Below are 20,342 nucleotides of genomic sequence, written 5' to 3' on the forward strand. Positions count from 1 at the left end.
GTGCTCGAGGGGCCGGATTCGGCGGCGGCGGTGCTGGGGATGGCGGTGGCGGCGGAGCGGGCGGCAGCGGGACCGACGGCGGCAGGGTGGGCAGTGATCCGAAGGACGCCGCGCGCTCCCACTGGGCCGGGGGCCGCTCCCCGGTCGGTGTGGCGGCGGTCCCGACGTCGGGCGTCCACCCGCCCGCGGACGGCGCCGGGGCGGGACTGGGCAGAGGAGCGGTGGCCTCGCCCTCGATCACCGCCCGCCCGGGCGCCGGAGCCCGCGCCGGCGTCGGCTGGGCCGGCGGCGGCGCAGACGGCGGCCGGACAGACGGCGGCGCAGGCGGCGGGACGGCCTGCTGACCGGACGACGGCGCGGGAGCGGGCGCGCCCGGCGGCACCTGCCGGTCAGGTGGTGTCTGCCGGTCGGACGGGGGCGCCTGGTGCCGGTCAGGTGGGGCAGCCGCGGGCGGAGGGACCGCGGGCGGGCCGGCCGGAGCGGGCGAAGCGGGCGTCCGCCGGACGGCCGGCGGAGTCGGCGGCGGTGCGCCGCGCCCCGGCTCGGGCCGCGGGCGGCTGCGGGTCTGCCGGCGGCTGACCGTCGCCCGGCCGGGCTGGGTCTCCTGCGACATCCGCATGCCCAGCAGGGAGACCGGGCGGGCGTCGCCCTCGGAGTCGCTCTCGCCGCCCGCCTCGGGCGTCACCGGCTCCGGTTCGGCACCGAACGGGTCGCGGCCCGCTCCCGGGTAGTCGGACCCCTCGGAGCCCGAATCGCGCGAGGACGGCCCACCGGCCGCGTCACGTTCAGACCCGTGGCCCGTCACCTGCATGTCCCCACCTCATGTGTGTCGACCGTCCGAAAGGTCGGCACCGGTGGTGAGCCCCCCGCCCACCGCCGGTGCCGACCTGTCGCACCGGAACCTCGCCATGAGGTGACACGGACGCGGCGATCCCCCTCAGACCCGCTCCCGCAACCACCACCGTGCGGCAACCGTACGCCCCGACGGCGACGCACCTGACCAGGCCCTGCCGCACCAGACCCTGCCGCACCAGACCCTGCCGCGCGAGGTCACCGATACGGTTCGAAACCACAGTCTCGCGGAACGTGTGACATCACAAGTACGCCGGGCCGTCACCGCCCGGTGACGACGGCCCGGCGACCGACGGCCCACCGGGGGCCCACACCGGTGGCCGGGCCCCGGCGAGGGCACGGCCGGCGGCTACCCGCGGCCGGCCGCGCCGCGGCGGCCCGTCAGGTGAGGGCGCCGATGCCGCGCAGGATGACGGCGGTGTCGAGCGCGGCGAGGGTGGCCTCGCGGCCCTTGTCCTCCGCCGAGCCCGGCAGGCCGGCACGGTCCCTGGCCTGCTCAACGGTGTCGCAGGTCAGCAGGCCGAAGCCGACCGGCACCCCGGCGTCGAGGGTGATCCGCACCAGGCCGTCCGTCACGAAGCGGCAGACGTACTCGAAGTGCGGGGTGCCGCCGCGGATCACCGCGCCCAGCGCCACCACCGCGTCGTGGCGCGCCGCCAGGGCGGCGACGACCACGGGCAGCTCGACGGCCCCGGAGACCCGCACGACGGTTGGCGTGGCCGTGACGCCCGAGTCCTTCGCCGCGCGCAGCGCGCCGGCGAGCAGCGCGTCGGTGATCTCCACATGCCACCGGGTGGCCACGATCGCCAGGCGCACCCCGCTGGCGTCGGGCAGTTCCTCGGCGGGTGCTCCGGCGCCGCTCATCGGGCCTCCTCGCAGGCCCGGTCCGCGCGGTCGGCGACCGGGGCCGCCGTCACCGGCCAGCGGTGGGCCTCGTGCGCGCCGGCGGTCTCGTCCCCGCCGACGACCTTCGGCAGGTCAGGCAGGCCGGGCAGGCCGGGCAGGTCGTGGCCCATCCGGTCCCGCTTGGTCGTGAGGTAGCGCAGGTTCTCCGGGGTGTGGGTCACCGGCAGCCCCACCTGCTCGACGATGCGCAGCCCATAGCCCTCCAGGCCCGCGCGCTTCGTCGGGTTGTTGGACAGCAGCCGCAGCCCGCGCACGCCCAGGTCCACCAGAATCTGGGCGCCGGTGCCGTAGTCGCGGGCGTCGGCCGGCAGCCCGAGGGCGAGGTTCGCGTCGACGGTGTCGTGCCCGGCGTCCTGGAGCTGGTAGGCCTGCAGCTTGTGCATGAGGCCGATGCCGCGGCCCTCGTGACCGCGCACGTAGAGCACCACACCCCGGCCCTCGGCCGCCACCGCGCGCAGCGCCGCGTCGAGCTGGTTGCCGCAGTCGCAGCGCTGGGAGCCGAAGACGTCCCCGGTCAGGCATTCGCTGTGCACCCTGACCAGGACGTTCTCCCCGTCACCGACCTCGCCGCGGATCAGCGCGATGTGCTCGACGCCGTCCAGGGTGCCCCGGTATCCGACGGCCCGGAAGGAGCCGTAGCGGGTCGGGATGCGGGCCTCGGCGACCCGCACGACCTGCTTCTCCGTCCGGCGGCGGTAGGCGATGAGGTCCGCGATCGAGATCAGGGCCAGGCCGTGTTCGCGGGCGAAGGCGGTCAGCTCCGGCAGCCGGGCCATGGAGCCGTCCTCGTTGACGATCTCGCAGATCGCCCCGGCCGGGCGCAGGCCCGCCAGCCGGGCGAGGTCGACGGCGGCCTCGGTGTGCCCGGGCCGGCGCAGCACGCCGCCCTCCTTCGCCCGCAGCGGGAAGATGTGCCCGGGCCGGGTCAGGTCGCCGGGCTGGGTGGCCGGGTCGGCGAGCAGCCGGATGGTCCGGGCACGGTCGGCGGCGGAGATCCCGGTGGTGACGCCGGAGCGGGCGTCCACCGAGATCGTGAACGCGGTGCCCATCCGGTCGGTGTTCTGCGGGACCATCTGGTCGAGGTCGAGCCGGTCGACCTCCGCGGGGTCGAGCGGTACGCAGACGACCCCCGCCGTGTGCCGGACCATGAAGGCGAGCAGCTCCGGCGTTGCCGCCTCGGCCGCGAAGATCAGGTCGCCCTCGTTCTCGCGGTCCGCGTCGTCGACCACGACGACCGGCCGGCCGGCGGCGATCTCGGCGATGGCGGTCTCGATCGTCGCGAAGCTCACCGACGCCTCGTCGGATGCCGTCGGGTGGGAGGCGGGCGCCGTCGGGTGGGAGGCGGCCGAGGAGTCGCCGGCCGGGTTCGTGGTCACCGGGTTCGTGGTCATCAGTGTGATCCGTTCAGGTCGGCGTGGAGCTTCTCGACATACTTGGCCACGACGTCCACCTCGATGTTGACCTTGTCACCGACGGCGCGGGTGCCCAGCGTCGTCGCGGCGAGGGTGGTCGGGATGAGGCTGACGGAGAAACTGGCCGGTTCACCGCCGGCCGCGGCGCGGACGTCGACGACGGTCAGGCTGACCCCGTCCACGGTCACCGAGCCCTTCTCGACGAGGTAGCGGTCCAGCCCCGGCGGCAGGCTGACGCGGACGACCTCCCAGTGCTCGGCCGGCACCCGCTCGAGGACGACGCCGACACCGTCGACGTGCCCCTGCACCAGATGCCCGCCGAGCCGGTCGGAGAGGCGGACGGGGCGCTCAAGGTTCACCCGGTCCCCGACCGAGAGGTCACCGAGGGCGGACCTGCGCAGCGTCTCGAGCATCACGTCCGCGGTGAAGCCGCCGGCCGCCGTCCCGGAGGAACCGGCCGGCCCAGATACGTCCCCGCCGGCGGCGCCGTCCGGGGGGTGGACGAACGAGGTCACCGTGAGACAGACCCCGTTCACGGCGACGGAAGCGCCGTGCGTCACGTCATCGAGTACGCCATGACACTCGACGGTCAGCGACGCGGCGTCATGCCGCGGCTCGATGGCGGTCACCACGCCGAGTTCTTCGACGATGCCGGTGAACATCCGACCCCGCACCTCCGGTCCCGGCACGTCCGGGACATCAGAAGGCGACGCGGGTCAGGGCCGACGCGCCCGCGCCGACCCACGCCGGGACGGCCACGCGCACGTGGCCGGCACAGCGGTGCCCCGCGCGCGTCCTCCCATCCGGACTTTCACCGTCGGTCCCGGAATTCCACCAGGTCAACCGGCCGCCACAAGGGCGGACGGGTCGCGGACTATCACCGCCGGCTCGGAGTTTCACCGACCCCGGAGCGCGCGTGCTGTTGTTAGTACACGGTTAAGTCTGACATACGGGCGCCGCGAACGCTCGGGGCGCGGACAGTAATCCACGTCATCCCCACCGGGAAACCGCGCGGGACGCCCCCGGCGGTCACCGCAGCAGGTGGTCGTTCACCGCCCGCACACCGTCAGCGAGCTCGGCGAGCTCGAGCACCTCGACACCGGCTGCGGCCAGCCGCTCGGCACCGTCGCAGTCGACGAACAGGGCCGGCTCCCGCCAGGCGAAGACGACCCGGCGGACCCCGGCGGCGAGCAGCAGCTCGGTGCAGGTACGCGGCCGGGACGCGCGGGCGCTGCACGGCTCCAGCGAGCTGTACACGGTCGCGCCCGCGGGCAGGCCGCCCGGCGGCAGCCGGCGCAGCGCCACCTCCTCGGCATGGTCGGCCGGCTCCTCGGCTCGGGAGTAGCCCTCGGCGACCGGCGTCCCGTCCGCGGCGACGACGAGTGCGCCGACGGCGAACGCGGTGACCGACGGCGGGCAGCGCCGGCCCAGCTCGACGGCCCGGCCCAGCCAGTGCCGGTCGCCTTCCGGGGTACCGGGCAGTGGCCGCCCGCCGGCCGCGGCGCGCGCCTCGCTCACGCCGGCACCCCGCCGACGGCGGCCGCCCCGCCACCCGCATCACGATCAGCGACGGGAGCCGGGGCCGGAGCCGGAGCCGGAGCCGGGGGCGAGGCAAAATCGGCGGCCGGGGCGGTGAGCCTCGGCGCGGCCGCCAGCGCGAGCGCGCGCAGGGACTCGACCGCCGCCGCCGGGTCGTCCAGGCCGAAGACCGCCGTGCCGGCGACGAAGACGTCCACCCCCGCCTCGGCGGAGCGCTCGATGGTCTCCCGGTTGACCCCGCCGTCGATCTGGAGCCACAGGTCCAGGCCGCGCTCGTCGATCAGGCGACGAGCCGCGGCGATCTTGGGCAGGACCTCGTCCATGAACTTCTGGCCGCCGAAGCCCGGCTCGATGGTCATCAGCAGCAGCAGGTCGAAGCGGTGCAGATCGTCCAGGTAGTGCTCGACGGGGGTAGCCGGCTTGACGGCCAGGCCGGTGCGGGCACCGGCCGCGCGGATCGCGTCGGTGGTGCGCGCGATGTCGCCGACCGCCTCGGCGTGGATCGTCACGTTCGCCGCGCCCCGCTCGGCGAAGCCGGGCGCCCAGCGGTCGGGGTTCTCGATCATCAGGTGGCAGTCGAGCGGGGTGTCGGTGACCCGGCGCAGAGCGTCCACCGTGTCCGGGGAGAACGCCAGGTTGGGCACGAAGTGATAGTCCATGACATCGACGTGCAACCAGTCCGCGTGCCCGGCCACGGCGCGCGCCGCGTCCGCGATCCGGCCGAAGTCGGCGGCCAGCATGCTGGGATATATCTGCGCGGTTGCCACGCGGCGAGCGTATCCAGCCTCGCCGGTCAGCGGTCCGCCCGGCGCAGCAGCGCCAGGAACATCGCGTCGGTGCCGTGCAGGTGCGGCCAGAGTTGGACGAACGGACCGTCCCCGAGGCCGCCCGGCGCACCGTCACCGAACGGCGGGCCGGCGAACGGCGGGCAGCGCCGCGCGTCGAGGATGGCGACGTCCCCCCGCTGTTGGGCGATCGCGGTGACCACCTCGGACGTCTCCTCCGGGTGCGGCGAGCAGGTGACATAGGCCACCGCCCCGCCCGGACGCACCAGATCCAGCGCGGCGACGAGGAGCTGGCGCTGCAGCGGCACCAGCGCGGCGACGTCCGCGGGCGTGCGCCGCCACCGGGCCTCGGGCCGGCGCCGAAGCGCGCCGAGGCCGGAGCACGGGACGTCCACCAGCACCCGGTCCGCCATGCCGGGACGCACCGGCGGGAACCGCCCGTCGGCGCGCACCGCCAGGGCGGCCGGGAACCCGGCGAGCGAGGCGGCGACCAGGCCGGCGCGAGCCGCGCGCGGTTCGAGCGCGAGCAGCCGCGCCGGCGGCGGGCGGTGCCCCCCTGCCGCCGGCTCGCGCACAGTCTCCGCCGGCTCGCCGACCGCCTGCAGCGCGGCCAGCAGGGCGGCCTTGCCACCGGGCCCGGCGCACAGGTCCACGGTCAGCCCGGTGTCCCGGCCGATGGTGGGGACCGAGGCAAGGGCCAGGGTGACCAGCTGGCTGCCCTCGTCCTGCACCGACGCGTCGCCCGCCGCGACGGCCGGCAGCGACCCCGGGTCTCCCCCGTCCAGGTGGACGGCGTAGGGCGAGCCGGCGCCGCGCCGTGCCCCCAGGCCGACCGAGGCGGCCTGCGCCACCAGCGCCTCGGCGTCGATCCGGCCGGGCCTGGCGACCAGGTGCACCGCGGGCCGGGTGTCGTTGGCAGCCAGCGCGGCGTGCGCGCCGGCGACGTCCCCACCCAGGGCGTCGAGCACGACGTCGACGATCCAGCGCGGGTGGGCGGTGACCACCGCGAGGTGGCCGGCCGGGTCCTCGGCGATGTCCGGGGCCGAGAGCAGGACCGCGATGTCACCGGCCGCCGCCTCGATCCGCGCGGCGACCCGGCGCAGCACCGCGTTCGCGAACCGCACCGGGCGTTCCCCGCAGGTGGCGCGGACCAGGTCGACCGTGGACGCGACCGCCGCGCGGGGCGGCACCCGGGTCGACAGGAGCTGGTAGGCGCCCAGCCGCAGCGCGTCGCGCACCGGCGGGTCGACGCTGGCGACGGGCCGGCTGGTCACCGTGTCGAGGACCCCGTCCAGGGTGCCCTGGGCCCGCAGCGATCCGTAGGTCAGCTCGGTGGCGAAGCCGCGGTCGCGCGGGGAGAGCCGGCGCCCGGACAGCAGCGCGGGCAGCAGCAGGTTGGCGTAGGCGCCGCGCTCGTCGACAGCGCGCAGCACCTCCCAGGCGAGCAGGCGCGCCGGGTCTGTCGTGCCGCCCCGGCGGGGCGCGGAGACGCTCACGCGAACGCCTCGTCCGTGCCGGGCCGCAGGCCGCGGATCCAGTCGGCCGCCGGCATCGGCGCCTTTCCCTCGGGACGAACCTCGTCAAGGACCACCGGCGTGGTCGCCGTCCCCACCAGTACGAGCCCGCGCTCGGGCACCGCGAGCCGCCCGGGGGGCAGCGGCGGGTGGCCCGCGGGCGCCGGCCGCACGGGACCGAGCTTGACGCGCCGGTCACGGAAGGTCGTCCAGGCGCCCGGCGCCGGGGTGGCGGCCCGCGCCAGCCGGTCAACCGCGACGGCCGGGGCCGACCAGTCGACGCGGACGTCCTCGACGGTGAGCTTCGGGGCCAGCGAGACACCGTCGGACGGCTGCGGGCGGGCCTGCAGGGTGCCGTCCTCGATGCCGTCCATGACGGCCTCCAGCAGCCGCGCGCCGGCGACGGCGAGGCGGTCGAGGAGATCTCCGGACGTGTCCGTGGGACGGATCCGCTCGGTGAGGACCCCGTAGACCGGGCCGGAGTCCAGGGCGGGCTCGATCTCGAACACGCTGGCGCCGGTCATGTCCTCCCCGGCGAGGACGGCGCGCTGCACGGGCGCCGCGCCCCGGTAGGCCGGCAGCAGCGAGAAGTGCAGGTTGACCCAGCCGTACTTCGGGATCTCCAGGGCCGGCCGGGGCAGCAGCGCGCCGTAGGCGACCACCGGGCAGCAGTCGGGGGCGATCTCACCGAGCCGGGCGAGGAAGTCGGGGTCACCGGCGCGGGCCGGGGCCAGCACCTCGAGACCACGTTCGTCCGCCAGCTCCCGCACCGGCGAGGACCGCTGGTGCCGGCCCCGGCCGGCGGGCCGGTCGGGACGGGTCACCACCGCGACCACCTGGTGGCGGGGACTGTCGAGCAGCGCGCGCAGGCTGGGCAGCGCGACCGCCGGCGTGCCGGCGAAGACAAGACGCATGACCACAGCTCCCTCAGCGCCGATCCCGGGCCGGATCCCCGGCCGCGGATCCGATCGTCCCGACCATCATCACGATCATCGACCCGGCGGCGGACCCGATCGTCGACCCTACCGCCGTGCCGATCACCGTTCCGGTGGCCATCGTGGCGAGGACGGCCGACGCGATGATCTTTCCCTGGCGACTCAGCGCCCGCGGCCGAACAATGGGTGCGGCGATACCTTGACCACGGGCTTCGGCTCGTTCGACCACTCCGCCTCGCGGATCGCCTTCATGGCCGCCCGCTTCGTCTCCTTGTCGAGACGGTCGATGAACAGGATCCCGTCGAGGTGATCGGTCTCGTGTTGCAGGCATCGGGACAGGATGCCACTGCCCTCGACCGTGACCGGGTCACCGTGGGAGTTCTGGCCGACGGCGAGGACGCGTTCCGGACGGCGCAGGTCGAATGCCAGCCCCGGCAACGACAGGCAGCCCTCCTCGCCGTCCATCATCTCCTCGCTGAAGGGCCCCAGGACCGGGTTGATCAGGTGCCCGACCTCGTCCGAGTCATCGAGATACGTGAAGACACGCAGCGACACCCCCAGCTGCGGCGCGGCGAGGCCGACGCCGCCGGCGTCGCGCATGGTCTCAGCGAGATCGTCAACGAGGCGGCGCAGCTCCCGGTCGAAGGTCGCCACCGGGTCGGCGACCGTACGCAGCACCGGATCCCCGAGAAGGCGGATATCACGGACGGACACGGTCACTCCCAGAATGTCGTCACCTGACCGACCTCGGTCCGGCGAGATCGGACGCTTTCATGCTACGGGTCGCGCGGGAACCGGCGCCGGATTGGACCGGCGGCCCCGCCCCGGTCCGCCCCGGTCCGCCCCGGCCGGACCGGTGACGTGATGTCGACAGCCTTTGTGCCACCCGTGGGGCCACAAGGTGGCGCAAACTGCAGGTGGACGCAAGCTGCGGGTGGATGTGGTCGGAACCCGGTGTCCCGCCGTCCGGCGGCGTGCCCAGGCGGCGCGCCCCGACAGCGTGCCCCGGCACCGCCCGGACGGGCCGTCCGAAAACGGGCGGCGGGTTCGCGCGGCAGTCAGCGGGAACGCCGTTCACACAGCGGGCCGTTGCACGTGCGGAGGACGTGGGCCGCCGGCGGCACCGTGCCACGCGCAGGAGCAGGCGCCCGGACAGGCTCCGAGACAGGCCCCGCTCCGCGGGCCCACGACGCAGGCCCGGTTGCGGGCCGGGAAGACGGCATCGTGCTCAATCGAAGCGCACGGCTGGCCCGGCGAGTCGCCCTCACGATCCTGGGGCTGGCGGTGCTCGGCCTCGGCGTGGCGATGCTCGCGCTGCCCGGCCCCGGTTTCCTGGTGGTCGCGCTCGGGTTCTTCATCCTGAGCCTGGAGTACGAGTGGGCCCGGCACCGCTTCGAGCAGGCCCGGCAGAAGGCCGCCGACCTGGCCGACCAGGCCGCCGCCAACGCGTGGTCGACGGCGTTCACCGTCGTGTTCGGCATCGGGATGATCGCCGCCGGCATCGTCTGGATCGTCGTCGACACGCTGCCCGCGTCGTCGCCGTGGTCGGGCGGCAGCCTGATCTTCTCCGGGCTGGTGGTGCTCTCGACGATGTTCGTGAGCCTCTGGCAGGCCCGGCAGGCCCGCGAGGCCGGGCTGCCGACACCGGCCGAGCTGATCGAGCAGCGCGAGCACGCCGAGAAGCTCGAGCAGGACGGGGAGTTCCAGCACGGCGGGAAGCCCGAGCACGGCGTGAACTCCGCGCCCGCCGAGCCGAGCCGGCAGCGGGCTACTGGCCCTGCGTGAACTCGCTGATGCCGATCACCTTCGGCTGGCCCTGCACGCACTTGTAAATCGCCGCCCTGTCAGCCGAGGAGGCCTGCGAGATGTCGTAGCGCAGCGGGTAGGCCCGGCTGGTCGCGAGGTTGTTCGTGTCGGGCGGCTCCTGGCGCGCTCCCCCGACGGTGGGACAGGCGGCGCGGACCGCGTCCTTCTCCGCGGCCGTCGCGGCGGGGTCGAAGTACACCACCGCCTCGACCTTGGGCGGCGGGCCGTCGATCACCGCGTACACGCCGAACACGATCAGCCCGACCGTCGCCAGCCCGCCCAGGACCACCGCCGCTCGGCGCCGCGGATCGGTCAGGTACCCGATCGTCTGGCGGATCCAGTGCGGGGGGGCGGACGTCGTCATCAGGCGATTCCTGTCACAGCGGGGCACGAAATCTGGTCCGGCGGGCGCCACGGAGCGGCGTACACCGGGACCCTCAACGTATTCCGTCGGACGGGTCCGTAAGGTGAACGACCTTGTGCGGCACAGCACGGTAGCCGGCCCTGGTAACTAGGAGAGAACGTGCCATCCCTGATCGAGGATTACGCGCTGATAGGAGACACTCACTCGGCGGCGCTGGTCTCCCGCGACGGCTCGATCGACTGGCTGTGCCTGCCTCGGTTCGACTCCCCGGCCTGCTTCGCCGCGCTGCTCGGGGACAACGAGTCCGGCCACTGGAAGATCGCGCCGGTCGAGCCGGTGATCGGGGTGAGCCGCCGCTACCGCGGCGACACCCTGGTGCTCGAGACCGACATGACCACCGCGTCGGGCACCGTCCGGATCGTGGACGCGATGTTCCCCCGAGCGGGGGCGCACGTCGTCCTGCGGCTGGTGGAGTGCCTGCAGGGCACCGTCCGGCTCCGGTCGGAGACCCGCTTCCGGTTCGACTACGGCTCGATCGTGCCGTGGGTGCGCCGGCTCGACGAGCACTCGGTCGCCGCGATCGCCGGCCCCGACTCGGTGACGCTGTGGACCACCGCCCCGATGGAGGGGCACGACATGGCCACCTACGCGGAGTTCAGCGTCTCGGCCGGGCAGTCCGTCCCGTTCTCGCTCACCTGGCGGCCCTCGCACGAACCGGCGCCGGCCCCGCAGGATGTCCGGCGGATGATCTCGCAGACCGAGGCGTGGTGGTCGGACTGGATGGCCGGCTGCACCTACGACGGCCAGTGGCAGCCGGCGGTCCGCCGGTCGCTGATCACCCTGAAGGCGCTCACCTACGCCCCGACGGGCGGCATCGTCGCCGCGGTCACCACCTCGCTGCCCGAGCACATCGGCGGCGTCCGCAACTGGGACTACCGCTACTGCTGGCTGCGTGACGCCACGATCACCCTGCTGGCGCTGCTCGACGCCGGCTTCACCAGCGAGGCGACGGCCTGGCGGGAGTGGCTGCTGCGCGCCGTGGCCGGCGACCCGTCCCGGGTGCAGATCATGTACGGGGTGGCCGGTGAGCGGCGGCTGCCCGAGTACGAGGTCCCGTGGCTGCCGGGCTACGAGAACTCCTCCCCCGTCCGGGTGGGCAACGCCGCCGTCGACCAGTTCCAGCTCGACGTCTACGGGGAGGTCCTCGACGCCCTGCACGTGGCCCGCGTCGCGGTGGCGAACCGGCGTCCCGGCTCGGCCCGTGACGGTTTCCTCGCGGGGATCCACTCCTCCGAGGACGACGGCCGGGACGGCTCCTGGCAGCTGCAGACCAAGCTCATGGACTTCCTCGAGACCGGGTGGCGCAAGGCCGACGAGGGCATCTGGGAGGTCCGCGGGCCGCGGCGGCACTTCGTCCACTCGAAGGTCATGGCCTGGGTGGCCGCCGACCGGGCCGTCCGGGGGATCGTGGAGTCCGGGCTACCCGGCCCGGTCGAGCGGTGGTCGGCGCTGCGGGACGAGATCCACCACGAGGTGTGCGCCCGCGGGTTCGACTCCGACCGCAACACGTTCACCCAGTTCTACGGCTCGAAGGAGCTCGACGCGGCCCTGCTCTACATGTCACTCGTCGGCTTCCTGCCGGCGACCGACCCGCGGGTCGTCGGCACCGTGGCCGCCATCGAGCGCGAGCTGATGGAGGACGGCTTCGTCATGCGCTACCCGACGGCCGAGGACGGCGCCGTCGACGGCCTGCCGGCCGGGGAGGGTGCCTTCCTCGCCTGCACCTTCTGGCTGGCGGACAACTACGCGCTGTCCGGGCGGGTGCACGAGGCGCAGGAGCTGTTCGAGCGGCTGCTGGCGCTGCGCAACGACGTCGGGCTGCTGGCCGAGGAGTACGACCCCCGGCTGGGCCGGATGACCGGCAACTTCCCGCAGGCGTTCAGCCACGTCCCGCTGGTCAACACCGCGCGCACGCTCACCGACGCGCTGCGCGGCCGGCCGCGCTCGCGCACCGACCGCGCGCACCCGCCGGGCCACTTCTTCGGCTGACCACGGCACCGGCCGCCGGCCGGGCCGGCACCGGTCACGGACGGTGTACCGGGATACTGGAGCGCAGGTAGACGCCGCGCCGCGTACCGCGGGCGGCCACCCGGACCAGGCGTGGCGACGCCGTCCGTGACGGGGACCCACCCGGACCGGTGGCTCATGGCGCCGCCGGGCGGTGACGGATGGACGAGTGGAGGCGGCACGGGTGGCGGAGCGGATCGCGGTCATCGGCGGCGGGATCCTCGGGCTCGCGGTGGCACGCAGGCTCGGGCAGGTCGTGCCCGGATCGACGGTCACCGTGTTCGAGAAGGAGCATGACGTCGCCCAGCACCAGACGGGGCGCAACAGCGGCGTCGTTCACGCGGGCCTCTACTACAAGCCGGGCTCGCTGAAGGCGACGCTGTGCCGCCGCGGCGTCGGCCTGCTGCGCGAGTACTGCGAGGCCCGCGGCATCCGCTACGAGGAGTGCGGCAAGGTCGTCGTGGCCGTCGACGACAGCGAGCTGGGCCGGCTCGACGACATCGCGCAGCGGGCGACGGCCAACGGCGTGCCCGACACCCGCATGCTCGACGCCACCGAGCTGCGCACGATCGAGCCGCACGCCCGCGGGGTCGCCGCGCTGCACTCCCCGACCACGGCGATCGTGGACTACCCGGCCGTCGCCCGGGCGCTGCGCGCGGACATCCTGGACGCGGGCGGCGCGGTGCGCACCGGCGCCGAGGTGATCGGCGTGGACGACGGCCCGGCGGGCGTCCGGCTGCGGCTGCGGGTGCGCGGCTCCGCGCCGGTCGCGCCGAACGGGAACCACCACACGGCGGCGGTCGACGGCGGGACGGTCCGGGTGGTGTCGGAGTCGGTCGGCCCGTTCGACCGGCTGATCTCCTGCGCCGGCCTGCACTCCGACGAGGTCGCCGCGCTCACCGGAGAGGACAGCTCGCCGCGGATCATCCCGTTCCGCGGCGACTACTGGCTGCTGCGCCCCGAGCGGCGCGACCTCGTCCGTGGCCTGATCTACCCGGTGCCCGACCCGCGCTACCCGTTCCTGGGCATCCACCTCACCAAGCGGGTGGACGGGGAGATCCTCGTCGGCCCCAACGCCGTGCTCGCCACCGCCCGCGAGGGCTACACGGTGGGCACCGTCGACCGGGGTGACCTGCGGCAGACCCTGTCCTGGCCGGGCTTCCAGAAGATGGCTAAGACGCACTGGCGCACCGGCGCCAAGGAGATACTGCGCACCGCCAGCAGGCGCGCGTTCGTCGCCGAGGCCCGACGCTACGTCCCCGAGCTGCGCACCGCGGACGTCGTGCGGGGCCCGGCGGGAGTGCGGGCCCAGGCGGTCGCGCGGGACGGCAGCCTGGTCGACGACTTCGTCCTCGCCGTGCGCGGACGGGTCGTCCACGTGCGCAACGCCCCGTCCCCGGGTGCGACCGCGTCGCTGGCGATCGCGGAGCACATCGTCGCCGACGCGGTACCCGAACGCACGTCCTGACCGTCAGGGCGTCCCACCCGGTCCCACGGCAGGGCTGGCGCTGAGGGCGGCGAGCACGGGGAGCAGCACGGCGCAGGTCGGCGTGGGCACCCCGAGCCGCCCGCCCGTCCGGACGACCGCTCCGAGCAGCGCGTCGTGCTCCAGCGGGCGGCCCGCCAGCCGGTCACGCAGCATGGACGTCCCCGCGCCGGGCGGCTGGTGGCCCAGCCGGGCGAGCGTGCGCTCCGGGGCGTCCGCGGCTATGCGTGCGCCGGCGGCCCGGGCCACCGAGGCGGTCTCCCGCATGACCGCCAGCGCGAGCTCGCCGACATCCGGGCGGGCGAGCACCTCGAGACCGCGTGCCGTCAGCGCCGTCAGCGAGTTCGCCGCGCTGTTGCTGAGCAGCTTCGACCAGGCGGCCGTGGCGAAGTCGGGGACGAGCCGGACGTCGCCGGGCGGCAGCATCCCGGCGAAGCGCTCGCCCAGCGGGCCGTCGGGCACCTGCAGCACCCCGTAGGCCAGATGCCGGACCACACCCGGCCGCTCCAGCTCGGCATTGAGGTACACCACCGCCGGCAGGACGGCGTCACGCGGGACGGGTGGGCTGACCCGCTCGGCGTGGTCGACCCCGTTCTGCGCGACCACCACTCCGGTCCCTGCTCCCAGGCCGGCACGCAGCCATCCCATCGCGGCCGGGGTCTGATGGGCCTTCGTGGCCAGCACGATCCAGTCCACCGGCCCGCCGAGATCGGCGGGGTCGCGAACCACCGGCAGCCGCAGCTCGGTGACGCCTCCGCCGGCCGCGGGGCCGGCCCGGACGATGCGCAGGCGGTCGAAGCCGCCGCCGCGCACGCAGAGGAGCACCTCGGCACCGGCCTCGGCCGCGCGCGCGGCGAAGTACCCGCCCACCGCGCCGGCACCGACGACCGCGACCCGGCGCCGCCCCGCCGCCGCGCCACGCGTACCGGACGGGCCGGGCGGGAGCACCCGCCCCTGGAGCACCGCGGCGTCCCGCGCGGGCACGACGTCCATGCGCAGAGCCTGCCACCATCTCGCGGGTCCGCCGACCGGTCGGGGCTCACCCGTCCGGTGCCTGGCGACCGGATCCGGCCCGGACCGGCCGGGCAGCTGCGACGCTGACCACATGGAACCGCGCCGGAGGACGATCCCCGCCCTCGATGCCGACCGGGCCCGCCTGAGCCGCGGGCACGCCGTCGTTCCGGAACCCGAGATCGGCCGTCGCTGGCGCGCGGCGCGGGCGCGGGCGGGCGTCGTCCACCTGGACGCCGCCGCGGCCGCCCGGCCGAGCATCGCGACCGTCACCGACCAGACCGACCACCTCCGCCAGGAGAACCTGGTGGGCGCCTACATCGCCGAGATGGAGGCCGCGGAGGTCCTCGCCGGCGCGCGGGCCCGGCTCGCGACGCTGCTGGGCCCCGGGCTCATCGCCGACGACGTGGTCTTCCAGCATTCCGCCAGCACCGGATTCGCCGCGCTCCTGGCCGCCTGGCCACTGCCCCCCGGTTCCCGCGTCGGCGTCGTGCCCGGGGAGTACGGGTCGAACCTGCTGCTGCTGGCGACCCGCGCGGCCCGCGACGGCCTGGAGCTGGTCGAGCTCCCCGTGGACCCGCTGGGCCGCATCGACCTCGACCGCCTCGACCGCGTGCCCGGCCCGGCCCGCCTCGAGGACCTCGCCCTGGTGACGTTCCCGCACGTCCCGAGCCAGCGCGGCGTCGCGCAGCCCGCGGCGGAGATGGCGGCCCGCTGCGCCGCCGCGGGCGTCGACCTGATCCTCGACGTGGCCCAGTCGCTCGGCCAGGTCGACCTCGCCGGCATCGGGGCGGCCGCCTACGTCGGTACCTCACGCAAGTGGCTGTGTGGCCCCCGCGGCGCGGGCTTCACCGCGGTGCGCCCGGACGTCGTCGACCGCCTCGGCCCCGGGGCGCCCAGCCTCCACTCGGCCCACCCCCACGACCTGCGGGCCCATCCCGCGCTGCCCGCGCGACCGCTGCCGGGCCCGTCCCGGATGGCGGTCGGCGAGGCGGCGGTGGCGAGCCGGGTCGGGCTGGCCACCGCGCTGACCGAGCTGCTGGCCGAGGACCTCGGCGCGATGCGCGACCGGATCACCGCCCTCGCCCGGCACGCGCGCCGCGCCCTCGACGGAGTCGCCGGCTGGCGCCTCGGCGAGGAGGCCGACTCCCCCACCGGCATCGTGACCCTGCGCCCACCGGCCGGTGTCGATCCGCTGGCGGTCTGCCGGGCGCTGTACGTCGAGGCCCGGATCCTGACCAGCCCGATCCCGGCCGGCCGGGCACCCGAGCTGACCGCACCGGTGCTGCGGGCGAGCACGCACGTCTACAGCAGCCCCGCGGAGATCGAGCAGCTCGCCGAGGCCCTCGACAGGTGGGGCCGCCCGGGGCCGTGACGGGCCGCCGCCGGCAACCCGTCAGCCGACAACGCCCGCTGACCCACCGAGACGGACACCATCAGCGATCACATGGTAACGATGATGACGGGCCGCGCTCGCGGCCACCGACAGCTACCACAACGCCCGCCACCCACGGTCCGTAGTCGAATTCGAGCCACGCGTAAGATCGGCTGGTAGGCGAGACGGCAATGATCGGCCCAGCGCTGCTTCTCCGGTGCGACGCCCGCCCCGAGACCCGCCACCGCCCGGTCGCGGACGGCACGGTCGGTCACCGAACTGGACCGGAATGCCCGTCGGACCTGATGCGTCCGGGAACCTGTTGGTAACGCCAGGTGCCGGTCTGCTGAAATAGCTGCGTTGCAGGCAAGGTGTCCGGTGGCGTTCCGGTGGGGGAACGGACACGTCACGCGTATGCCCGACGGCGGGCAGAACGGGAGCGACGTGACCCACAGCGCAACGCAGCGGGAGTCGACCACGCGGTGAGCAGGCTCATCTCGGTCGCCGCTGTCGACGACCACCCCATCGTGCTCCGCGGCCTCGCCGACGTCATCGAAGGGCTCGACGGCCTCACCCTTCTTGCCACGGCGACGTCGATCGCCGAACTGCTGGCCGGCCCGGGCCGGAAGGCGGACGTCGTCCTGCTCGACCTCGACCTCGGCGACGGCTCGGAGGCACCCGACAACATCCGGCAACTCACCGGCATCGGCGCCTCGGTGATCGTCTTCAGCGCGCTCGGCGACCCTAAGGCCGTCCGCGGCGCGATGCGCGCGGGCGCCGGTGGCTTCGTCACCAAGACCGACGACGTTGGCGAGCTGGCCACCGCGATCCGCGCGGCCGGGGCGGGGACCGGCTGGGTCTCACCCCAGTTGGCGTTCATGCTCCTGACCGACGAGGCGCCCGACCGGCCGACGCTGTCGCTCAAGGAGCTGGAGGCCCTGCGCCTCTACGCGACCGGTATGCCGCTCAAGACCGTCGCCCGCAAGATGACCGTCTCCCCGGAGACCGCGAAGCAGTACATCGAGCGGGTGCGGGTGAAGTACCGCAAAGCCGGCCGCCACGCCGACACCAAGATCGATCTCTACAAGCGCGCGAAGGAGGACGGCCACCTCGACTGACCGGAGCCGCCCACGTGCCGCACCCTCAGACCACTCGCATCCCAGCGCACTCGCGACGAATCGCTCGACCAGACGGTCTCCCTCCGAGCGCCGACACCCCATCCCGACGCGCCCTGTGCCACGCGGGGAGCAACCCTGCTGCCACGACCCCACAGCCCCACCGGCAGGACGGGCCCGCGCACCTGTGGGCCGGGCGCAGTGGGCACCGGCCCGGGCGGCCGGTGCCCACTGCCCGGCGCACGCCGGATCCCCGCGTCCGGCGCACGCCTCGCGCCGCCCCTGCCCGATGGAACGCGCGCTTCGGGCCAGCGGGTGTGATCGGACGCCGGTCCCCCCGGTCCGAACGTCCCACCCCCCGTCACCTGCTGTGCCGTCACAGAGTCTGCCAAGACGGGGCTATTCCGTCATGACCCCAAAGACATCCTCGGGCTGACCCCCGTACGGGGGTCAGCCAGCTGGGGGTGAACCCGCAGCCGCGCACCTGATCCGGACCGCCGCTGGGGCGGTCAGTCCTCCGCGACCGCCGCGGGGCGGGCCAGTGGGGTGTAGCGCACGAGCACACCGACGAGGACCAGCACCACCCCGCTGAAGCTGATCACCCACAGGCCGGGACCGAGGTCGGTAGTTGCGTCGAAACCCGTCCCGGAGAGCAGGCCGCCTCGGCGGAAGCGGGCGACGTCGACGACGGCCGTGAGGATCAGCATGAGGCCCGCGATCACGGCGAGCATGCGGCCCCAGTCGACACGCCGCCCCGCCAGCAGCAGGCCCGCCACCATCGCGAGGATCCCGAGCAGCATCGTGAGCTGGCCGTGCTGGTCGGGATCCGTGCCGTGGATGGCGAACTCCACGATGCCGAACGCGCGCACCGTGGCCCACGTCATCGTCGAGCCGATGACCGCCGCGCCCCCGGCCAGGACCACCAGCGGCGGGCAGAGGATCGCCAGCAGGCGCCGCAGTGAGCGCGCCGGGGCGGCGGCCTCCGGGCCCACCGGCCCCGGGCCGGACGCTCCCGGCCAGGCGGCGTCCACGACATCAGCGGCCCGAGGGGCGGTCTCGGCGCCGTTGCTCGCCGGGACGCCTGGCGATGTCTCACCCGCGGCCCACCGGCCCCAGACCACCACGGCTCGCCCAGCCTCCGGCTCGGCCGACGGCCTGCCCCAGCGGGGATCGGCGGTGGCCTCTGCCGCGGCCCGCCAGGCCGCCAGGCCCGCGTCGACCCGTGATCTGTCGTCCGGCGTGACGTTCTCGCCGCCGGACGGACGGGCCCACGGGCTCCGCTGCCGATGCTCGCCCACCCGGTCCTCCCGCCGTCCACCACCGAAGCCCTGGTGCCGGTCGGGCCGGCGGACGGGCCCGGCCTCCCCGCGCCCCGTGACGGTGGTACCACGCGCGGACAGCGGCCGCATGCCGCCCATCGCAACGGCACACGGCCCGCTGGGCACCTCACGTTCCCCATGTCACCCACGATAGAACACATGTTCGAGTCCCGGTCGCGGACGACGTGGTCTCCTCGGCGGGCGCAACGGCGCCGCCGCCGGCCGCGCATGGCCGGTCAGCTGGGCCGCTACCGCCCGGACCGCGGGCGCGCCACCGCGACCAGCGCCACGAGCCCGGCCACCAGAGTCACGACCACGCCGATCTGCGGCCGGACGGCTATCACATCGGCGGAGATGGCCCGAAAGGACGACAGGGACGGCGGTCCCAGCGCGAGATCGAACCCGGAGACGATCACGAGCAGCAGCGCTGACGCCCTCGCGACGAGGAGATCGGCCTCCGGTCCGGCCGGACCGGCCCCGCCCGCCCGGCGGCCACGGCCGCGCAGCGACGCCAGGCCGATCAGGGCCATCACCAGCCCGGTGACGAGCGTCAGGCGCCCGTCACCGACGGTGATGCCGGTGAACGTGCGGGTCTCGTCCCCGCTCGTCAACGTGCTCCAGGGGAGGAAGGCGGCCACCGCCGCCACCGCCCCGCCGAGCGCGAGGAGGGCCATGTCCCGGCGACCGCGCACCGCCATCGGCGCGGCGGCGGTGCGGTGCTCGCGGCGGGTCTGCCCGGCACGGTTCCCCAGATCCTCCACCGGATCCACCGCCGGGCCGGAGTCCGCGGCCGGGCCGGGGCTCGGGGCCGCCGGCCGGGGCTCCGCCGGTCGTTGCCGATCGGTCGCCGCACGCTCCCCCGCGGACGGCTGCCCGCGCCCGGTCGTGTCCGAGGTCCGATGCGGCGCGGCGTCGGGTGTCCACGCCGGATCGGCGGACCGGCCGGGATCGTCCGGTCGTCCCGGCTCCGTGGGCCGCCCCGGGTCGGCCGTGCCCGGCACCGCCGTGCCCGGGTCCGGTCGATCCTGGCGCCGCCGGGTCGCCGGCTCGGCGCCGCGGCCGGTCGCGGGACGCACGAAGCCCGTGGTGGGGGGCGAGTCCGGCGGGATGCCCGGGTCCGCGTCGAACGTCCGCCCGCCCGTCTGCTGCTCGGGCACGGCAGGGGCGCTCGACTCCGCGTCCGGCCCCGATGTGGGCCGCCGGCCGGCCATGCGGCGCAGGTCCACCCGCATGGTCGGCGGATCGAGGGCCTCGCGGGCGGTCGTGGACGGTTCCGTGTGGGTGGGCTTCGCCGCCGGCGTCGCGGATGTCGCGCGAGCGGACCGCGCACCGCCACCGCCCGATCCGGCGGACCGCGCGGTCCCGGTCGGCCTGGCCGACTCGGGCGCACCGGCGGGCGCCGCGGCTGCCGCGGACCGCGATGGTGCCGTGGACCGCGACGCGACCGACTGTGACGGCGCCGCGCTCTGCGACGTGGCGGACTGCGGCGTGGCGGACTTTGGCGGCGCGGCCGGCGAGGAGGGCACGGCGGTGGACGGCGCCGCGCCCGACGCCGTGCCTGTCGATGCCGAGGATGTCGATGGCCGCCGGTCCCCGAGCGGCGCCGCGGGCTGGTCGGAACCGCCACCGGCCGCCTCGGGGGAATCCGTCGCGCCCGCCGACGCCCGCTCGAACCACGTCGGGCGGTCCTCGCCCGGCGTCCGGGCCGGCGCCGGGCTGGACCGCCACGTCGGCGCCACCGGAGAGGCCGGCGAGCCCGAACGCGCGGACGGATCAGCCGACCGCGCCTGGCTCCCCGGTGCCGTGTGCCATGTGGGCGGCCCGGTGGGCCGGCCTCTCCGGTGGCGCCGACGTGG

17 protein-coding genes, 2 pseudogenes and 1 riboswitch are annotated in these 20,342 nt (G+C 75.2%); of the genes and pseudogenes, 6 read left to right on the forward strand and 13 right to left on the reverse strand.

Annotated elements, in window-relative coordinates; all coding sequences use genetic code 11:
• The 9 genes and pseudogenes from FMEAI12_RS02780 to def all read right to left on the reverse strand — a co-directional run.
• A pseudogene (locus tag FMEAI12_RS02780) lies at nucleotides 1-811 on the reverse strand (hypothetical protein); the annotation flags it as partial.
• Nucleotides 812-1,233: 422 nt separating this feature from the next.
• On the reverse strand, nucleotides 1,234-1,716 hold the full coding sequence (gene ribH / locus FMEAI12_RS02785; RefSeq protein ID WP_071064863.1) for a 6,7-dimethyl-8-ribityllumazine synthase: 483 nt from the start codon (nucleotides 1,714-1,716) through the stop codon (nucleotides 1,234-1,236).
• Nucleotides 1,713-3,149, reverse strand: coding sequence for a bifunctional 3,4-dihydroxy-2-butanone-4-phosphate synthase/GTP cyclohydrolase II (locus tag FMEAI12_RS02790; protein ID WP_235013629.1), 1,437 nt, complete (start codon nucleotides 3,147-3,149; stop codon nucleotides 1,713-1,715). The genes ribH and FMEAI12_RS02790 overlap by 4 nt, the downstream gene beginning before the upstream one ends.
• Nucleotides 3,149-3,832, reverse strand: a complete 684-nt coding sequence (locus FMEAI12_RS02795; protein WP_071064864.1) for a riboflavin synthase — start codon at nucleotides 3,830-3,832, stop codon at nucleotides 3,149-3,151. Before FMEAI12_RS02795 ends, FMEAI12_RS02790 begins: the two co-directional genes overlap by 1 nt.
• Nucleotides 3,833-3,957: 125 nt before the next feature.
• A riboswitch (FMN riboswitch) is annotated at nucleotides 3,958-4,088 on the reverse strand.
• Between the two features lie 111 nt (nucleotides 4,089-4,199).
• Nucleotides 4,200-4,688 carry a dCMP deaminase gene (locus FMEAI12_RS02800; RefSeq protein ID WP_071064865.1) on the reverse strand — a complete coding sequence of 163 codons (489 nt, stop codon included), beginning with the start codon at nucleotides 4,686-4,688 and terminating at the stop codon, nucleotides 4,200-4,202.
• Complete coding sequence (gene rpe, locus FMEAI12_RS02805; protein ID WP_235013630.1) at nucleotides 4,685-5,476, reverse strand: ribulose-phosphate 3-epimerase; 792 nt, start codon at nucleotides 5,474-5,476, stop codon at nucleotides 4,685-4,687. Before rpe ends, FMEAI12_RS02800 begins: the two co-directional genes overlap by 4 nt.
• 26 nt (nucleotides 5,477-5,502) lie before the next feature.
• On the reverse strand, nucleotides 5,503-6,990 hold the full coding sequence (locus FMEAI12_RS02810; RefSeq protein WP_112104867.1) for an RsmB/NOP family class I SAM-dependent RNA methyltransferase: 1,488 nt from the start codon (nucleotides 6,988-6,990) through the stop codon (nucleotides 5,503-5,505).
• Nucleotides 6,987-7,922, reverse strand: coding sequence for a methionyl-tRNA formyltransferase (gene fmt, locus FMEAI12_RS02815; RefSeq protein WP_112104874.1), 936 nt, complete (start codon nucleotides 7,920-7,922; stop codon nucleotides 6,987-6,989). Before fmt ends, FMEAI12_RS02810 begins: the two co-directional genes overlap by 4 nt.
• 183 nt (nucleotides 7,923-8,105) lie before the next feature.
• On the reverse strand, nucleotides 8,106-8,657 hold the full coding sequence (gene def, locus FMEAI12_RS02820; protein ID WP_071064886.1) for a peptide deformylase: 552 nt from the start codon (nucleotides 8,655-8,657) through the stop codon (nucleotides 8,106-8,108).
• 510 nt (nucleotides 8,658-9,167) lie between these two features.
• Here def and FMEAI12_RS02825 point away from each other — a divergent pair.
• Nucleotides 9,168-9,728 (forward strand): PGPGW domain-containing protein, encoded by a 561-nt coding sequence (locus FMEAI12_RS02825; protein ID WP_071062547.1) that lies wholly within the window; start codon nucleotides 9,168-9,170, stop codon nucleotides 9,726-9,728.
• Here FMEAI12_RS02825 and FMEAI12_RS02830 read toward each other — a convergent pair.
• On the reverse strand, nucleotides 9,712-10,113 hold the full coding sequence (locus tag FMEAI12_RS02830; protein ID WP_071062549.1) for a hypothetical protein: 402 nt from the start codon (nucleotides 10,111-10,113) through the stop codon (nucleotides 9,712-9,714). The genes FMEAI12_RS02825 and FMEAI12_RS02830 overlap by 17 nt on opposite strands.
• Nucleotides 10,114-10,272: 159 nt before the next feature.
• On the opposite strand from FMEAI12_RS02830, the gene FMEAI12_RS02835 reads away from it, so the two are divergent.
• Nucleotides 10,273-12,162: a glycoside hydrolase family 15 protein gene (locus FMEAI12_RS02835; RefSeq protein ID WP_112104868.1), complete on the forward strand. Its 1,890-nt coding sequence runs from the start codon at nucleotides 10,273-10,275 to the stop codon at nucleotides 12,160-12,162.
• A gap of 202 nt (nucleotides 12,163-12,364) precedes the next feature.
• Nucleotides 12,365-13,648: an L-2-hydroxyglutarate oxidase gene (locus FMEAI12_RS02840; RefSeq protein ID WP_112104875.1), complete on the forward strand. Its 1,284-nt coding sequence runs from the start codon at nucleotides 12,365-12,367 to the stop codon at nucleotides 13,646-13,648.
• A gap of 3 nt (nucleotides 13,649-13,651) precedes the next feature.
• Here the strand turns inward: FMEAI12_RS02840 and FMEAI12_RS02845 are convergent, their stop codons facing one another.
• Nucleotides 13,652-14,659, reverse strand: a complete 1,008-nt coding sequence (locus FMEAI12_RS02845) for a 2-dehydropantoate 2-reductase (RefSeq protein WP_112104869.1) — start codon at nucleotides 14,657-14,659, stop codon at nucleotides 13,652-13,654.
• A 112-nt stretch (nucleotides 14,660-14,771) separates the two neighbouring features.
• Between FMEAI12_RS02845 and FMEAI12_RS02850 the strand changes: the two genes are divergently transcribed.
• Nucleotides 14,772-16,052: an aminotransferase class V-fold PLP-dependent enzyme gene (locus FMEAI12_RS02850; RefSeq protein WP_112104870.1), complete on the forward strand. Its 1,281-nt coding sequence runs from the start codon at nucleotides 14,772-14,774 to the stop codon at nucleotides 16,050-16,052.
• A 482-nt stretch (nucleotides 16,053-16,534) separates the two neighbouring features.
• On the forward strand, nucleotides 16,535-17,170 hold the full coding sequence (locus FMEAI12_RS02855) for a response regulator transcription factor (RefSeq protein WP_071062556.1): 636 nt from the start codon (nucleotides 16,535-16,537) through the stop codon (nucleotides 17,168-17,170).
• Nucleotides 17,171-17,676: 506 nt separating this feature from the next.
• Here FMEAI12_RS02855 and FMEAI12_RS02860 read toward each other — a convergent pair.
• Nucleotides 17,677-18,576, reverse strand: coding sequence for a hypothetical protein (locus FMEAI12_RS02860; protein ID WP_112104876.1), 900 nt, complete (start codon nucleotides 18,574-18,576; stop codon nucleotides 17,677-17,679).
• 158 nt (nucleotides 18,577-18,734) lie between these two features.
• Nucleotides 18,735-19,697 (reverse strand): hypothetical protein, encoded by a 963-nt coding sequence (locus FMEAI12_RS02865; RefSeq protein ID WP_112104871.1) that lies wholly within the window; start codon nucleotides 19,695-19,697, stop codon nucleotides 18,735-18,737.
• Nucleotides 19,698-19,716: 19 nt separating this feature from the next.
• Between FMEAI12_RS02865 and FMEAI12_RS02870 the strand changes: the two are divergent.
• A pseudogene (locus tag FMEAI12_RS02870) lies at nucleotides 19,717-20,342 on the forward strand (hypothetical protein); the annotation flags it as partial.

It is taken from the genome of Parafrankia sp. Ea1.12 (assembly GCF_900465275.1).
Taxonomy (GTDB): Bacteria; Actinomycetota; Actinomycetes; order Frankiales; family Frankiaceae; genus Parafrankia; species Parafrankia soli.

What these genes read in the sequence shown, in the direction of transcription:
- ribH (WP_071064863.1), bottom strand. Translation starts at nt 1,716, where the DNA reads ATGAGCGGCGCCGGAGCACCCGCCGAGGAACTGCCCGACGCCAGCGGG.
- FMEAI12_RS02790 (WP_235013629.1), bottom strand. Translation starts at nt 3,149, where the DNA reads ATGACCACGAACCCGGTGACCACGAACCCGGCCGGCGACTCCTCGGCC.
- FMEAI12_RS02795 (WP_071064864.1), bottom strand. Translation starts at nt 3,832, where the DNA reads ATGTTCACCGGCATCGTCGAAGAACTCGGCGTGGTGACCGCCATCGAG.
- fmt (WP_112104874.1), bottom strand. Translation starts at nt 7,922, where the DNA reads ATGCGTCTTGTCTTCGCCGGCACGCCGGCGGTCGCGCTGCCCAGCCTG.
- FMEAI12_RS02830 (WP_071062549.1), bottom strand. Translation starts at nt 10,113, where the DNA reads ATGACGACGTCCGCCCCCCCGCACTGGATCCGCCAGACGATCGGGTAC.
- FMEAI12_RS02845 (WP_112104869.1), bottom strand. Translation starts at nt 14,659, where the DNA reads ATGGACGTCGTGCCCGCGCGGGACGCCGCGGTGCTCCAGGGGCGGGTG.
- FMEAI12_RS02850 (WP_112104870.1), top strand. Translation starts at nt 14,772, where the DNA reads ATGGAACCGCGCCGGAGGACGATCCCCGCCCTCGATGCCGACCGGGCC.
- FMEAI12_RS02860 (WP_112104876.1), bottom strand. Translation starts at nt 18,576, where the DNA reads ATGCGGCCGCTGTCCGCGCGTGGTACCACCGTCACGGGGCGCGGGGAG.
- FMEAI12_RS02865 (WP_112104871.1), bottom strand. Translation starts at nt 19,697, where the DNA reads ATGGCCGGCCGGCGGCCCACATCGGGGCCGGACGCGGAGTCGAGCGCC.